The following is a 14022-nucleotide window of genomic DNA, read 5'->3' as shown; positions in this document are numbered from 1 at the left end:
CCGTTCCTCATTCCTCAAGGAGACGCAAACATGAAGCTCTATCATCATCCGCTGTCGGGACATTCACACCGCGTGCGCCTGTTCCTGTCGCTGCTGGGTATCCCACATGAACTGGTCCTGGTCGATCTTGCCAAGGGCGCTCACAAGGCGCCGGATTTCCTGAAGCTCAATCCGTTCGGCCAGGTGCCGGTGCTGGACGATGCCGGCGCGATCGTCACCGACTCGGTTGCCATCCTGGTCTACCTCGCCAAGAAGCTGCGGCGCGGCGATTGGCTGCCAGAAGAGCCCCTGGCTGCCGCCAAGGTGCAGAAATGGCTGTCGGTCGCCGCCGGCGAGATCGCCTACGGCCCGGCGGCGGCACGCCTCATCACCGTGTTCGGCGCCGGCTTCCGCGCGGATGAAGTTCTGGCCCGGGCGCACAATGTGTTGAGGCAGATCAACGCCGAATTGAGCGGCCATCCGTTCATCGTCGCGGCCGTTCCGACCGTCGCCGACGTGGCGCTCTACAGCTATATCGCCAGCGCGCCTGAGGGAAATGTCGATCTCTCGGGCTATCCGCATGTGCGGGACTGGCTGGCGCGGATCGAGGCCTTGCCCGGCTTCGTCGAATTCCAGAAAACGCCTGTTGGTTTGGCGGCGTAAGGGTCGTACCGGCACGGGATGCGAGACTTGGCATCCCGTGCCCCTCCTGAAAGGGCTACAGATGAGCCTCACCGAAACTACCATCCCATCGCCCTGGCATGACGGCGAGGTCGCCCTGCAGCGCAGCGCCGGTGTTGCCGACCGCATGGCGGATGTGGGACGCCGGGTCATCCGCGACCACATGCCCGATCAGCATCGCGATTTTTTCGCACAGTTGCCCTTTGTCGTGCTGGGATCGGTCGATGACCGGGGCGATGCGTGGGCGACGTTGCGGGCGAATGAGCCGGGCTTCATGGGGTCGCCGGACCCAAGGCGCCTTGACGTCAGCCTTGCCCGCGATCCGGGCGATCCGGCGGAAGCGGGCCTCAACGACGGCGATGCCGTCGGGCTGCTGGGAATCGAACTGCATACACGGCGGCGCAACCGGATGAACGGCACCGTGCAACGCCGAACCGAGGGCGACTTCACCCTCGCTGTCCACCAGAGCTACGGCAATTGCCCGCGATATATCCAGCTGCGGCAGTTCGAGTTCACACGCGCCGCCGACCGGTTCCAGCCGGTCGAGACCGTGCAGTATCCGGATCGATTGAGTGTGCGCGCGAAGGAGATGATAGGTAGCGCGGACACGTTCTTCGTCGCCTCCTATGTCGATCTCCCCGATGGCACGCGGCAGGTGGATGTGTCGCATCGCGGCGGCAAGCCGGGCTTTGTGCATGTCAGCGAGGCAGATGTTCTCACGGTGCCGGATTTTGCCGGCAATCTGTTTTTCAACACGCTCGGCAATTTCAGCGTCAATCCGCGCGCGGGGCTGGTCTTCGTCGATTTCAGCACGGGCGATCTACTGCAGATCGCCGGCGTGCCGGAGGTCGTGCTGCAAGGGCCGGAGATCGCGGCGTTCCAGGGGGCCGAGCGCTTCTGGCGCTTGACACCCACCCGCATCGTCTATCGCCCGGCAGCATTGCCATTGCGCTGGACGGATGACAGGGAAGGCGCCTCGCCCAATTCGCTGATGACCGGCGGCTGGGCCGTTCATGCAGCCGGTCTATGACGGGCTGCGTGGGTTCAATATTTCGGATGCGCGCATTCATGCCGCGCCAGGATCGTCGAAGGTGCCGTCACCTATCACACGCCACCTAGTGCGGAAATCGGCGAGGACGAAGCCCTCATCTGCTCTGCGGTGCCGGCGGAAGGGACCACGGGGCTGGTCCTCGATCTCTGATCCGGCGGCAGGCGGGTCCAGTCTAGGCTACCGCTGATCCTTCGGACAGTAAAACGTCGACCGGCCGCCTTGGGTGATGCGCTTCACCGGGCCGCCGCAGGTGGGGCATTTTTCATCTTCGCGGTCATAGACTTTCCAGCGGTGCTGGAAATAGCCGAGTTCGCCATTGGCCTGGACATAGTCGCGCAAGGAGGAGCCGCCCGCCTTGATGGCCTCCTTGAGCACCTTCTTGATGGCGGCGGCGAGCTTGGCGGCGCGTTCGCCGGTGATCGTGCCGGCGCGGCGCTTGGGGCTGATGCCGGCGCGGAAGAGCGCTTCCGAGGCATAGATGTTGCCGACGCCAACCACCAGGCGCTGGTCCATGATGGCGAGCTTCACTGAGATCTTCTTGCCCTTCAGCATGGCGGCCAGAGCCAGGCCGTTGAACGCGTCGGAGAGCGGTTCCAGACCCAATCCGCGAATGAGCTTGTGATCGGCGAGATCCGCGGCCGCCACCAGATCCATGAGGCCGAAGCGGCGCGCATCGTTGAAGCGGACACAGGTGCCGTTGTCGATGTCGAAGACGACATGGTCGTGCCGGTCGAGCAGCGCCGGGCGCTTCTCATTGACTACCATCGAACCCGACATGCCGAGATGCACCAGCAGCACCGTGCCGTCGTCGAGGTCGATGACGATGTATTTGGCCCGCCGGCGGATGTTCTCGATCCGCCGCCCGGTGAGGCGGGCCGCGAACCCTTCCGGGAAGGGGAAGCGCAGGCCCGCCCGGCGCTGCTCGACGGCGGCCAGACGCCGGCCCAAGAGCTTCAGGGCCAGGCCCCGGCAGACGGTCTCGACTTCGGGCAATTCAGGCATGCCCCTAGCGGTAATGGGCCGCAGCGAAACCGTCAAGCCGTTGATCCGCAAAGGCTGGCATCCATCCGCGGCAACGGTTAAAGTCCCGGCCAAACGGGAAAGATTTAGATGCCAATCGAGACCTCGCACGACCCCGGCAAGATTGGGGACAATGACAGTACCTGGTTCGGCTTCCGCCGCGTGGCTGCTGGCGAGAAGGCCCATCTGGTGCAGGGAGTCTTTTCCTCGGTCGCCGGCAAATACGATTTGATGAACGATCTGATGTCCGGGGGCATCCACCGCCTGTGGAAGGCGGCCATGCTCGACTGGCTGAACCCCAGGCCCCATTGGAACAGCCTGGACGTGGCCGGCGGCACTGGCGACATCGCCTTCCGTATCCTGGAGCGTCAGCCATCCGCCCATGTCACCATCTGCGACCTCACCCCGGCGATGCTGGAAGTGGGCCGCGACCGCGCGATCGACAAGGGAATCCTTGCCGGCCTCGATTGGGTGAGCGGCAATGCCGAGGATCTGCCTTTCGAGGACATGAAGTTCGACAGCTACACGATCGCCTTCGGTCTTCGGAATGTCGGCCGCCAGCAAAGGGCGCTGGAGGAAGCCTACCGGGTGTTGCGGCCGGGCGGCCGGTTCCTGTGCCTGGAATTCAGCCATGTCGCCCTGCCGGCGCTGGCCAAGCTCTATGACGTCTATTCCTTCATACTGCTGCCTTGGCTGGGTGAAATCGTCGCCAAGGATCGCGATTCCTACCAGTATCTGGTGGAATCGATCCGCAAGTTCCCGACCCAGGACAATCTGGCCGGCATGATGGCCAGCGCGGGATTCCAGCAGGTCTCCTACCGCAATCTCACGGGCGGGATCGCTGCCCTCCATTCCGGCTGGCGCGTCTAGATGATCCGTACCCTGCGTTCGATCTACCGCCTGTTCGACATCGCCCGCGTCTTTGCGCGGCATGGGGCGCTCACCCCCTTCGAGGCGGCCTTGTCCAATGCCGGCCTCGCGCCGTTGCTGCTGTTCTTCGCCCGCATCATGTTCGGGCGCGAGGTCGGCGGCATGCGGCCCGGCGAACGGCTGGCCGCGGCCCTTTCCGAACTCGGCCCTGCTTTCATCAAGCTCGGCCAGGTACTCTCCACCCGCTCGGATCTGCTCGGCGAACAAGTGGCGGCGGATCTCGCCAAGCTCCAGGACCAGTTGCCGGCGTTCAGTTCGTTTGCCGCCAAGTCGCGCATCGAATCCGAATTGGGGGCACCGCTCTCCGACCTCTTTGCCAGCTTCGACGATGAGCCGGTTTCGGCAGCCTCGATCAGCCAGGTCCATTTCGCCATCACCACGCCGGAACTCGAAGCGCCGGACGGACGGCCGGTCGCGGTGAAGGTGCTGCGCCCCGGCATCGAGGATGCGTTCCAGGCCGATATCGACCTGCTGCTGTGGATCGCCGAGATCATCGAACGCACGCAGCCCAAATTGCGCCGCCTCAAGCCGGTCGAGGTGGTCCGCACGTTCGCCGCCACCGTGCGCATCGAAATGGATCTGCGCCTCGAGGCCGCCTCGGCTTCGGAACTCCGCGACAATTTCGAGGGCGATACCAGTTACCGCGTGCCGGTAATCGACTGGGCCCGCACCGCCAAGCGCGTGATGACCCAGGAACGCATGACCGGCATCCCGATGGATGACGGGGCCGCCATGCGCGAAGCCGGGCTCGATGTCGACGACGTGCTGACCAAGGCCGCCAATATCTTCTTCAACCAGGCCTTCCGCGACGGCTATTTCCACGGCGACCAGCATCCCGGCAACATGACCGTGGGCTATGATGGCGCCATCCAGGTGGTCGATTTCGGCATCATGGGCCGGCTTGAGCGGAAGACGCGCTTTTATCTCGCCGACATGCTGCTGGGCTTCCTGGAGCGCGACTATATGCGCGTGGCCAAGATGCATATCGAGGCGGGCTACCTGCCGCAGCATCAATCGATCGACGAGTTCGCCCTCGCCTTGCGCTCGATCGGCGAGCCCATTCAGGGCCGGCCGCTGCACGAGATCAGCTTTGCCCGCATGCTGGGCCAGCTTTTCGCCATCGCCGAGACATTCGACATGGAGGTGCAGCCGCAATTGCTGCTGCTGCAGAAGAACATGCTGATGGCCGAGGGCGTCTCGCGGCAACTCAATCCGACGCTCAACATCTGGACGCTGGCCCGTCCGCTCATCGAAGAATGGATGATCGAGAACAGGGGCCCCCGCGCCCGCATCGAGCAGGGTGTCACCGATTTCCTCGATGTCATCGAACGCGGGCCGGGTGTCCTGAAGACCGTCGACCGGCTGGTGAACAACCTCGCCGACGGCGGATTGAAGCTCGACCCCGAAGCCTTGCGCGTCATCAACCGCCAGGGCTCGAACTGGTGGCTGTGGCTGATCATCGCCGTGCTGACCGCGGCCTTGCTGTTCCGGTGACCTTGGCTGGCGGGCTTGCCACCTATCTCAGCCTGTTCTTCACTGCCTTCGGCGCGGCGACCATCCTGCCCGGCTTTTCCGAGATTGTGTTCACGAGCCTGGTCCTGGCCGCGCGCCAGGACTGGCCCTTGCTGCTCGCCATCGCCACCGCCGGCAACACGCTGGGTGGCGTTGTCAACTGGTTGCTGGGACGCTTCCTGCTGCATTGGCAGGACCGGAAATGGTTTCCGGTGAGCACCCGGCGCCTTGAACAGGCCGGCGCGCTCTTCGCCAGATACGGCTATCCGCTGCTGCTGCTGTCCTGGCTGCCGATCATCGGCGATCCGATCACGCTGGCCGCCGGTGTCCTCAAAGCCAGGTTCTGGCCATTCCTCATCCTGGTCCTTATCGGCAAAGCCGCCCGCTATGGCGTCCTTGCCTGGGCAGCGCTTGCCAGCACGGCCTGAACGCCTTAACTAAAATTCATCGCAAGTTTGCCGCTGCTTTTCGATAAGGCTTTGATATTTAATCCGAATTTTCGCACCGATTATATTTTGTTAAGACCCTCGGCGCATTTTTTGCCCGTGCACCATGCGGCCCAGTCCGGGCCGCAAGCTTGCCCGCCGCAGGGATATCGCCATGGCTGTTCGTTATATTTCGCCCACCGGTTCCGGCCTCATGGACGGATCCTCGCCCGAAAATGCGGGGACGCTTTCAAGCCTTTCCAATTTCATCGGCCAGGCCGGTCCCGGCGGCGAGGTGTTGCTGATTGCGGATCAGGGCACCTACCGTCCGGCCGGGCAGATCTCGATCACCAAGGGCGGCAGCGCCGATGCGCCGGTGACCATTCGCGGTATCGACAGCGCCGGCAACCCCATGGACGCCGATATCAGCGGCACGCGACCGGAGAATTGGTCGGTGGGCCAGAGCGAGGGGTCGGAGCTTTTCCGCCTGCTGGGCGGCGCCAACAATCTGCACTTCCAGGATCTCGACATCGGCAATGTCGGCAACGGTGCCTTCCGCATCGGCGCGGATATCTCCAACCTGACGATCGAGCATGTCGATGCCGACAATGTCTATCGCTTCGTCGAAAACAATGTGTCGGGTACGGCGGCGAGCGCCACGGTCAGCGGACTGACGCTGCGCGACATCGACATCACCGGCTATTCGAAGGGCGCCATCCACCTCAAATACGATTCGCACGATGTACTGGTCGAGAATGTGACGGCGGACGGCAATGTCGCCACCAGCGACCCATATGTTTCCGGCGTCCTCATCGAAGGCACGGCGCATGACATCGTGCTGCGCGATGTCGAGGTTTCGAACAGCAAGGCCACGGGGTCGGCGACCAGCTATTGGAATGGCGACGGATTCACCACGGAAAGCGGTGTCCACAATATCCGTTTCGAGAACACGGTCGCGCGCGGCAATACCGATGCGGGTTACGACCTCAAATCCAGCGACACGGTGCTGGTGAACGCGGTGGCCGAGGAAAACAACCGGTCGTTCCGCATCTGGAGCACATCGGTGACGCTGGAGGACAGCCTCAGCCTCAATCCCACCTATAGCGGCGGCAATGGCGGCACGGCGCATGTCTGGCTTGGGAGCGGCGCCAGCGCCACGCTCGACAATTTCCAGTTCAGCGACGGCCTGATACCGCACACGATCTTCGATCTGTCGAAGGGCGGCGCCACCCTGACCCTGATCGATACGCCGCTGCCGGCGGGCTGTGAGAGCCTGATCTGGCTCCTCAACGGCTCAATCATCGAGGAGATCGCGACGCCCACCAATCTCGCGCCGACCGATATCGCGATGGGCGGCGGCATCGTGGCGGAAAATGCCGCCGCCGGCACACTGGTCGCGACATTGACCGCAACCGATCCCAATATGGGCGACCAGCTCAGCTACAGTCTGGCCGGCACCCATGCCGACTATTTCGAAATCATTGGCAATGAGGTCCATGTCCGCACCGGCGCCGCGCTCGATTTCGAAACGGCAACACAGCACGACCTGACCGTCACCGTCGCCGATCAGGGCGGGTTGAGCTATAGCAAGACCGTCGCGATCCAGGTGCAGGACATGGTCGAAGGCGGCAACGGCACGGCCGGAAACGACACGCTGACAGGCACGGCCGGCGCCGACGCCTTGCGCGGCTTCGCCGGCGACGACACCTATATCGTCAACAATAAGGGCGATGTCGTGACCGAGTTGGCGAATGCCGGAACGGATACTGTCAAATCGGCACTGTCGAGCTATGCGCTGACCGGCAATGTCGAAAACCTCGCCTATACCGGCAGTGGCAATTTCAGCGGCGCTGGCAACAGCCTTGCGAATACCGTGACCGGCGGCAATGGTGCCGACACGCTGCATGGCTGGGACGGCAACGACATCCTCATCGGCGGGGCAGGCAACGACAAGCTCTATGGCGACAAGCAATGCGACACGCTGGATGGCGGCGCCGGCAACGACCGTCTTTACGGCGGCGCCAATTCCGACCGTTTGAGCGGCGGCACGGGCGACGACTACCTGACTGCCGAGGATGGCAACGATTCCGTCAATGGCGGCGCCGGCCGCGATGTCCTCATCGGCGGGACCGGCAATGACAGCTTCGTCTTCGACCAGGCGCCGAGCGCGGAGAATGCCGACACGATCGCCGACTTCACGGTGCCCGGCGATACGATCCGCCTGGACCAGGCCGTGTTCGACCAGCTCGCCACCGGCAAGCTGGCCTCCGGCGCCTTTGCATATTGGGACGATGCTGGCGCGGCGGATGACCGCATCGTCTATAACAAAGCCAATGGTAATCTCTACTACGATGCCACGGGCGGCGATCATGGCGATGCGCAATTGATCGCCACCCTGGCCAATATGCCGGCCGAGCTGACGGCAGACGATGTTTTCGTCTTTTGAAGGCCCAAATCCCAGGACCGGCCGGGCAATCTTGAATTTCTCCACTGCAAACAGTAAATACTAGGTCTTACTGTGGAATGAGCGGTGGCTGGGAATTCAGATCGTGGGCGCCGGGAAAAACGTTCTCCTCATTATCGCGGGTGGCATTGCCGCCTATAAGGCGCTCGATGTCATCCGGCGCGGGCGCGAACGCGGCCTCTGTTTCCGCGTCATCCTGACCAGAAGCGGGGCCGAATTCGTTACACCCCTGTCGGTGGCGGCGCTGGCCGGCTCCAAGGCCTATAGCGAACTCTTCTCCCTGACCGACGAAGCCGAAATGGGCCATATCCGCCTGGTGCGGGAGGCGGATCTGGTTCTTGTCGCCCCTGCCACCGCCGACCTTATCGCCAAGATGGCCAATGGCTTTGCCGACGATCTGGCCAGCACGGCCCTGCTCGCCAACGAGAAGCCGGTGCTGATCGCACCTTCCATGAACTTCGTCATGTGGCGCCATCCGGCCGTGCAGGCGAATGTCGCCGCCTTGCGCGCCCGCGGTGTCGCGACCGTCGGCCCGGGGGCCGGCGACCTGGCCTGCGGCGAAGTGGGCGACGGGCGCCTCGCCGAACCGATCGACATCGTGAATGCCGCCCTGCGTCTGCTCTCGCCCGGTCCGCTCTCGCCCGGTCCGCTCTCGCCCGGTCCGCTCTCGGGCCTGAAGGCTTTGGTCACGTCGGGGCCCACTTACGAAGCGATCGACCCGGTACGCTTCATCGGCAACCGCTCGTCGGGCAGACAGGGCCATGCGATCGCCGCTGCCCTGGCCGCAGCGGGTGCCGAAACGACCTTGGTGACCGGTCCCACTGCCCTGGCCGATCCGGCCGGCTGCACGGTCCATCGCATCGAAAGCGCTGCCGAGATGCTGGCCAAGGTGCAGCAAAGCCTGCCGGCCGATATCGCCGTCGCGGCCGCGGCGGTGAGCGACTGGCGTCCGGCCAGTGAAGCCACGCAGAAAATGAAGAAGCGCGAGGGCGGCGAACCGCCGCGCATCGAGCTTGCAACCAATGCCGATATCCTGGCGACGATCTCGGCCCCGGGTCCGAAGCGGCCGCGCCTGGTCGTCGGCTTTGCCGCCGAGACGGAGAAGGTGATCGAACACGCGACGGCGAAACGGCGGAAGAAACAGTGCGACTGGATTCTCGCCAATGACGTTTCAGCCCCGACGGGAACCTTCGGCGGCGCCGACAACAAAGTGCATGTGATCACCGCCGACGGTACCGAGGAATGGCCGCGCCTTTCCAAGACGGAACTGGCCGAACGGCTGGTCGCCCGCATAGCCGAAACATTTAAGAGTGCCAAATCATGAGCGACGTGCGTGTTGCCGTTACCCGCCTGCCCCACGGCACCGGCCTGCCTTTGCCGGCCTATGCCACGACGCAAGCGGCCGGCCTCGATCTGCTGGCGGCGGTCGGCGAACCGGTGACCCTGCAGCCCTTGGGCCGGGCGCTCATTCCAACCGGGCTCAGCATCGCCCTTCCGGCGGGTTACGAGGCCCAGGTGCGGCCGCGCTCGGGCCTGGCGCTGAAACAGGGTATTACCGTGCTCAATGCGCCCGGCACGATCGATGCCGATTATCGCGGCGAGGTTGGCGTTATTCTGGTCAACCTGTCGGACAGGCCCGTGACGCTGCAGCGCGGCGACCGCATCGCGCAACTGCTCCTGGCCAGGGTCGAGCGCCTGGCCTGGGACGAAGTCGCGGAATTGCCGGCAACGGCGCGCGGCAGCGGCGGGTTCGGTTCGACCGGGATCGATATGGGCATCATCGCCGCCAAGAGTTCCTGAGACAACAGACGTAGAAACCAGAGCGGGGAAGCTCCGTGTTACATCCATCCAAACGACTCCTGTTCGCCATCGAAGCCGTGCTCGACATCGCCTATTACGGCGGCTCGCAGCCGGTGCAGTCGGGCGACATTTCGGCCCGCCAGGGAATCCCGCGCCGCTACCTGGAGCAGGTACTGCAGCATCTGGTGAGGAGCGGCATCCTTGCCGGCCACCGCGGCCCCAAAGGCGGCTATCTGCTGGCGCGCGAACGCCGGCGCATCAATCTGGGCGAGATCGTGCGGGCGGTCCGACAATTCGAAGGCTCGCCCGACCCGGTGCAGACGGCGGCGGGCTCCCGCGTGGCGCTGGAGATCGTGCGCCCCGTCTGGCGCGAGCTGCAGCAGGAAATGCTGGCCAAGCTCGACGACGTCACGCTGGAAGATCTGTGCCAGAAGGCGCAGGCTGCCGGCATCCAGACGGACGCACTGCAACGCCTCGATTTCAGTATCTGAATCTGAAAACAAGCCAGCCCGGCCAAGGGCCGCACTACCGACAAGGATGAAACCCATGAGCAAAGCCACCTTCCGCGGCAAGATCTATGACAATTTCCTCGCCACCATCGGCGCAACGCCCATCGTGCGCCTGGGCAAGCTCGCCCGCGCCGAAGGCATCAAGGCGGAGCTGCTGGCCAAGCTTGAATTCTTCAACCCGCTTTCTTCGGTGAAGGACCGCATCGGCCTGGCCATGATCGAAGCGCTGGAAGCCGGCGGCAGGTTGCAGCCGGGCGGCACGCTCATCGAGCCGACCAGCGGCAATACCGGTATCGCACTGGCTTTCGTCGCGGCCGCCAAGGGGTATCGCCTGATCCTTACCATGCCGGAAAGCATGTCGCTGGAACGCAGGAAGATGCTGCGCCTGCTGGGTGCCGAGCTTGAGCTGACGCCCGCCGCGCGCGGCATGTCGGGCGCCATCGCACGGGCCGAGGAACTGGCCGCATCGACGCCCGGGGCGGTCATTCCGCAGCAGTTCAAGAACGCCGCCAACCCGGAAGTGCACCGCCAGACTACGGCGCAGGAGATCATCGCCGATTGCGGCGGCAGGCTGGATTACTTCGTCTCGGGCGTGGGCACCGGCGGCACCATCACCGGCGTGGGCGAAATCCTGAAGAAGGAAATCCCCGGCGTGAAGATCGTCGCCGTCGAGCCGGAGGACAGTCCCGTTCTTTCCGGTGGCCAGCCGGGACCCCACAAGATCCAGGGCATCGGCGCGGGCTTCATTCCCGAAGTCCTCAATCGCGGTGTCATCGACGAGGTGTTGCGCATCTCCAATGCCAACGCCTTCGCCATGGCGCGGAAGGTGGCCAAGATCGAAGGCATGCCGGTCGGCATTTCCTCGGGCGCCGCACTCACCGCCGGCATCGAGATCGGCCAGCGCCCGGGCCATGACGGGAAGCGCATCCTGGTCATCCTGCCCTCCTCGGCCGAGCGCTACCTGTCGACGGCTTTGTTCGAAGGGCTGGAGTAGAGTTATTTCTGATTGTTTCATTGTCATGGTCCGCGCAGGCGGACCATCCACGAGTTTGCCCGCAGTTAAGGAAAGCAACTCGTGGATCCTCCGCCTTCGCGGAGGATGACAGTTTTATGCCGGATCAATGACGCAATGACCGAACTCACCGACCGCGAGCTGGAGCGTTACGCCCGCAACGTCATCCTCGACGAAGTGGGCGAGGCGGGGCAGTTGAAGCTGCTGCAGTCCAAGGTGCTGGTGGTCGGCGCCGGCGGATTGGGCGCCCCGCTGCTGCTCTATCTCGCCGCTGCCGGCATCGGCACGATCGGAATCATCGACAATGACACGGTCGACGTCACCAATCTGCAGCGCCAGGTGATCCATGACGATGCGGCGGTCGACCGGCCCAAGGTCGAAAGCGCCACGAAACGCCTGCGGGCGCTCAATCCCGACATCGTCATCCAGCCCATCGCCGCGCGCCTCGATGCGGAGAATGCCGAAAGCATCATCGCGCGCTTCGACCTCGTTGCCGACGGCAGCGACAACTTCGCTACCCGCTATCTCTTGAACGATCTGTGTTACCGGCTGAAGAAACCGCTCGTTTCGGCGGCATTGTTGCGCTTCGAGGCACAGATTTCGACCTTCAAGGCCTATCTGGGCAGCCCGCATCCCTGCTATCGCTGCCTCTTTCCCGAACAGCCGCCCGAAGACCTCATCCCCCGCTGCGAACAGGCCGGAATCCTGGGACCGGTGGCTGGCGTCATGGGCTCGCTGCAGGCAACCGAAATACTGAAGGAAATCCTCGGCATCGGCGACGGCCTCAGCGGCCGGCTGCTGATGTTCGACGCCCTCGGCCCCACCTTCCGCGAAGTAAGGTTCAAACGCGATCCCGATTGCAGGACCTGCGGCGCCTGAAGCCAAGAGAGAGCCGCCGCCCGATCCTGAAAGACCGGGCGGCGTCTGGCGCGATGGCGCGTCTATTTGTACTGGAACCCGTTATTGCCCTCGTCGGATTCCTTGATCCGGTTCGGGCTGTCGACTTGGATGGCGATCTGCTGGGCCGAGCTGATGGTCGTGCCGAGTTGTGCCAGCACAACCTGCGAGGTGCCGGGTTCGACAGCCGGCACAAGCGTGCCACGCACGATCGACTGTCCGTCCTTGAGGCTGGTCGCCCGCAGATTGGTCGGCGTCGAAGGGCCGGTGCCGATATTGGTGACCTTGACGAAAACCTTGCTTAACAAGTTCGGCGCCGACTGCACGTCTTCGACGATGAGGTCGGCCAGATCGGGTTTCGCCGCCACCTGACCCACGGTTTCCGCCACGCATTTAACTGAATAGTCGGCGATGTTGGAGACCTTCTTGTGCGGCGACAAAATCTCAAGCTGGAAATAACCCTGTTTGAGGTTGGGATCGTTGGACGCCACTAGGCCGAGGCCACCGCCCTGCGCCGCGGGTGCCTTGAAGCCAAGATCAGCTGGCTCGCCCTTATCATCGATGGTGATGACGTGATCGAGGAACTTCACGTCCGATTTGGTGAAATTGACCTGGAACTCCTGCGAGTGGTGGCCGAGTTCGTTGACAAACCGATAGTGCACGAGACCCTGGCCGGTCGCTTCGATGGTCGGGTTGAGGTGCAGTTTGGCCGGGCAGACCGCTTCATATTTGTCGGGTGTGATGGCAAGTGCCGCCTGGCTCACCTGGAAGCCCATGGCGATGTCGCCGCTGCCGGTCGGGACGGAGGTCGGATCGCCGGCGACGCCGCGGGTCGCCTCATGCAGGCAGGTGACGGAGATATTGTACCAAGTCTCCTGCGATTGCTTCCATTCGCGCGAGGCCGCGCCCGCCTCAATGATATCGTGATTGTCGTTCTTGTGCCCGACGCGCGCCACATAGCGGAACGGGGTCGGCAAGGTCGTCTGACGATCCTGGCTGAAGATTTCGTCGTGACTAAGCCCTTGCTGCGCAAGTTCCTTGCGCAGGTTTCGGCACGCATTGCGCGCCCGGGTGCCGAGGCTGTTGTCGCCCACAGCCACCGTCCACCAACCATCCATATCTATCTTCTTCGTAGGCCCATGATCGACTTCGGTTGCGAAGTTGGCCGGTTCGAATTCGTTCAACGCCCCGCAGCAGGAACCGATCTGCCCCCCGGAATCGATCGGCGCGATGCCGATGACGATGAAGGAATCCTTGATCCGCCACTTGTCCTTGCTAACTTCGGCCCTGAGGTGAAACGGTAACGCCAGATTGGCTGGCTTGGCGAAGGCATAGTCATTCTTGTCCGGCATGACTGTGATTGCATTCTGTGTTCCCAGTGCCGCCGCCTGCTCGTTCAAGGCCGGACCGATTTCCGGATCCGACAGCGATTCCGATGTCGGCGTATAGATGTCCGCCAAAGCGGCGGCGGCGGCCGTGAAGAACATGAGAGCCGCGGTGGCGGTACGCGCGAGAAGTCGATACTTCAACATGACCTGCCTCCTATGGATCCGCCACGCCGCGCTGGGAGGATTCCCGTAAAGGCCAGCGGATGGGTTCATAGGGCAGTCGTCAGGCGCCGCTCAGGCGTTCGACCCGGTCACGCGATCGTCAGGCGGAAGCGCCGGAGTGTGTCGCAGGTCACAGCTCCTTGCTCTCGCGCCGAGTGAGGATCATTGTCCGATTGGTCACATCAAGATTCA

The 14022-nt window shown here is 63.6% G+C and carries 13 protein-coding genes; 11 read left to right on the top strand and 2 right to left on the bottom strand.

Going from position 1 to position 14022, the window contains the following annotated elements:
* Positions 1-30: 30 nt before the first annotated feature.
* The gene (locus ACE3TY_RS12270; protein ID WP_374653328.1) at positions 31-642 is read left to right on the top strand and encodes a glutathione S-transferase family protein; all 612 of its coding nucleotides are present in this window, start codon (positions 31-33) and stop codon (positions 640-642) included.
* 61 nt (positions 643-703) lie between these two features.
* The gene (locus tag ACE3TY_RS12265; RefSeq protein WP_374653327.1) at positions 704-1690 is read left to right on the top strand and encodes a pyridoxamine 5'-phosphate oxidase family protein; all 987 of its coding nucleotides are present in this window, start codon (positions 704-706) and stop codon (positions 1688-1690) included.
* Positions 1691-1888: 198 nt separating this feature from the next.
* Here the strand turns inward: ACE3TY_RS12265 and mutM are convergent, their stop codons facing one another.
* The gene (mutM, locus tag ACE3TY_RS12260) at positions 1889-2713 is read right to left on the bottom strand and encodes a bifunctional DNA-formamidopyrimidine glycosylase/DNA-(apurinic or apyrimidinic site) lyase (RefSeq protein ID WP_374653326.1); all 825 of its coding nucleotides are present in this window, start codon (positions 2711-2713) and stop codon (positions 1889-1891) included.
* A 108-nt stretch (positions 2714-2821) separates the two neighbouring features.
* Between mutM and ubiE the strand changes: the two genes are divergently transcribed.
* The 9 genes from ubiE (at position 2822) to ACE3TY_RS12215 (ending at position 12262) form a co-directional block, all read left to right on the top strand.
* Positions 2822-3601, top strand: a complete 780-nt coding sequence (gene ubiE, locus ACE3TY_RS12255; RefSeq protein ID WP_374653325.1) for a bifunctional demethylmenaquinone methyltransferase/2-methoxy-6-polyprenyl-1,4-benzoquinol methylase UbiE — start codon at positions 2822-2824, stop codon at positions 3599-3601.
* Entirely contained in the window at positions 3602-5155 is a 1554-nt protein-coding gene (gene ubiB, locus ACE3TY_RS12250) for a 2-polyprenylphenol 6-hydroxylase (protein ID WP_374653324.1), read from the top strand.
* Positions 5110-5601 (top strand): YqaA family protein, encoded by a 492-nt coding sequence (locus tag ACE3TY_RS12245; RefSeq protein ID WP_374653462.1) that lies wholly within the window; start codon positions 5110-5112, stop codon positions 5599-5601. Before ubiB ends, ACE3TY_RS12245 begins: the two co-directional genes overlap by 46 nt.
* A gap of 172 nt (positions 5602-5773) precedes the next feature.
* A complete protein-coding gene (locus ACE3TY_RS12240) occupies positions 5774-8044 on the top strand; it encodes a cadherin domain-containing protein (protein WP_374653323.1) in 2271 nt (756 codons plus the stop codon).
* Positions 8045-8147: 103 nt separating this feature from the next.
* Complete coding sequence (coaBC, locus tag ACE3TY_RS12235) at positions 8148-9386, top strand: bifunctional phosphopantothenoylcysteine decarboxylase/phosphopantothenate--cysteine ligase CoaBC (RefSeq protein ID WP_374653322.1); 1239 nt, start codon at positions 8148-8150, stop codon at positions 9384-9386.
* Entirely contained in the window at positions 9383-9862 is a 480-nt protein-coding gene (gene dut, locus ACE3TY_RS12230; RefSeq protein WP_374653321.1) for a dUTP diphosphatase, read from the top strand. The genes coaBC and dut overlap by 4 nt, the downstream gene beginning before the upstream one ends.
* Positions 9863-9897: 35 nt before the next feature.
* On the top strand, positions 9898-10353 hold the full coding sequence (locus ACE3TY_RS12225) for an Rrf2 family transcriptional regulator (protein ID WP_374653320.1): 456 nt from the start codon (positions 9898-9900) through the stop codon (positions 10351-10353).
* 55 nt (positions 10354-10408) lie between these two features.
* Positions 10409-11365 (top strand): cysteine synthase A, encoded by a 957-nt coding sequence (gene cysK, locus ACE3TY_RS12220; protein ID WP_374653319.1) that lies wholly within the window; start codon positions 10409-10411, stop codon positions 11363-11365.
* A 135-nt stretch (positions 11366-11500) separates the two neighbouring features.
* Positions 11501-12262 (top strand): ThiF family adenylyltransferase, encoded by a 762-nt coding sequence (locus ACE3TY_RS12215; protein WP_374653318.1) that lies wholly within the window; start codon positions 11501-11503, stop codon positions 12260-12262.
* Positions 12263-12324: 62 nt separating this feature from the next.
* Here the strand turns inward: ACE3TY_RS12215 and ACE3TY_RS12210 are convergent, their stop codons facing one another.
* Entirely contained in the window at positions 12325-13812 is a 1488-nt protein-coding gene (locus tag ACE3TY_RS12210; RefSeq protein ID WP_374653317.1) for a CARDB domain-containing protein, read from the bottom strand.
* Between the last annotated feature and the right edge of the window lie 210 nt (positions 13813-14022).

It is taken from the genome of Dongia sp., from assembly GCF_041918875.1.
Lineage (GTDB): Bacteria > Pseudomonadota > Alphaproteobacteria > Dongiales > Dongiaceae > Dongia.
This window is presented reverse-complemented; position numbering and strand designations above follow the sequence as displayed.

Bases quoted from the DNA above. Each gene is read 5' to 3' on its own strand.
- ACE3TY_RS12270 (WP_374653328.1), top strand. From the start codon at position 31: ATGAAGCTCTATCATCATCCGCTGTCGGGACATTCACACCGCGTGCGC.
- ACE3TY_RS12265 (WP_374653327.1), top strand. From the start codon at position 704: ATGAGCCTCACCGAAACTACCATCCCATCGCCCTGGCATGACGGCGAG.
- mutM (WP_374653326.1), bottom strand. From the start codon at position 2,713: ATGCCTGAATTGCCCGAAGTCGAGACCGTCTGCCGGGGCCTGGCCCTG.
- ubiE (WP_374653325.1), top strand. From the start codon at position 2,822: ATGCCAATCGAGACCTCGCACGACCCCGGCAAGATTGGGGACAATGAC.
- ubiB (WP_374653324.1), top strand. From the start codon at position 3,602: ATGATCCGTACCCTGCGTTCGATCTACCGCCTGTTCGACATCGCCCGC.
- ACE3TY_RS12240 (WP_374653323.1), top strand. From the start codon at position 5,774: ATGGCTGTTCGTTATATTTCGCCCACCGGTTCCGGCCTCATGGACGGA.
- dut (WP_374653321.1), top strand. From the start codon at position 9,383: ATGAGCGACGTGCGTGTTGCCGTTACCCGCCTGCCCCACGGCACCGGC.
- cysK (WP_374653319.1), top strand. From the start codon at position 10,409: ATGAGCAAAGCCACCTTCCGCGGCAAGATCTATGACAATTTCCTCGCC.
- ACE3TY_RS12215 (WP_374653318.1), top strand. From the start codon at position 11,501: ATGACCGAACTCACCGACCGCGAGCTGGAGCGTTACGCCCGCAACGTC.
- ACE3TY_RS12210 (WP_374653317.1), bottom strand. From the start codon at position 13,812: ATGTTGAAGTATCGACTTCTCGCGCGTACCGCCACCGCGGCTCTCATG.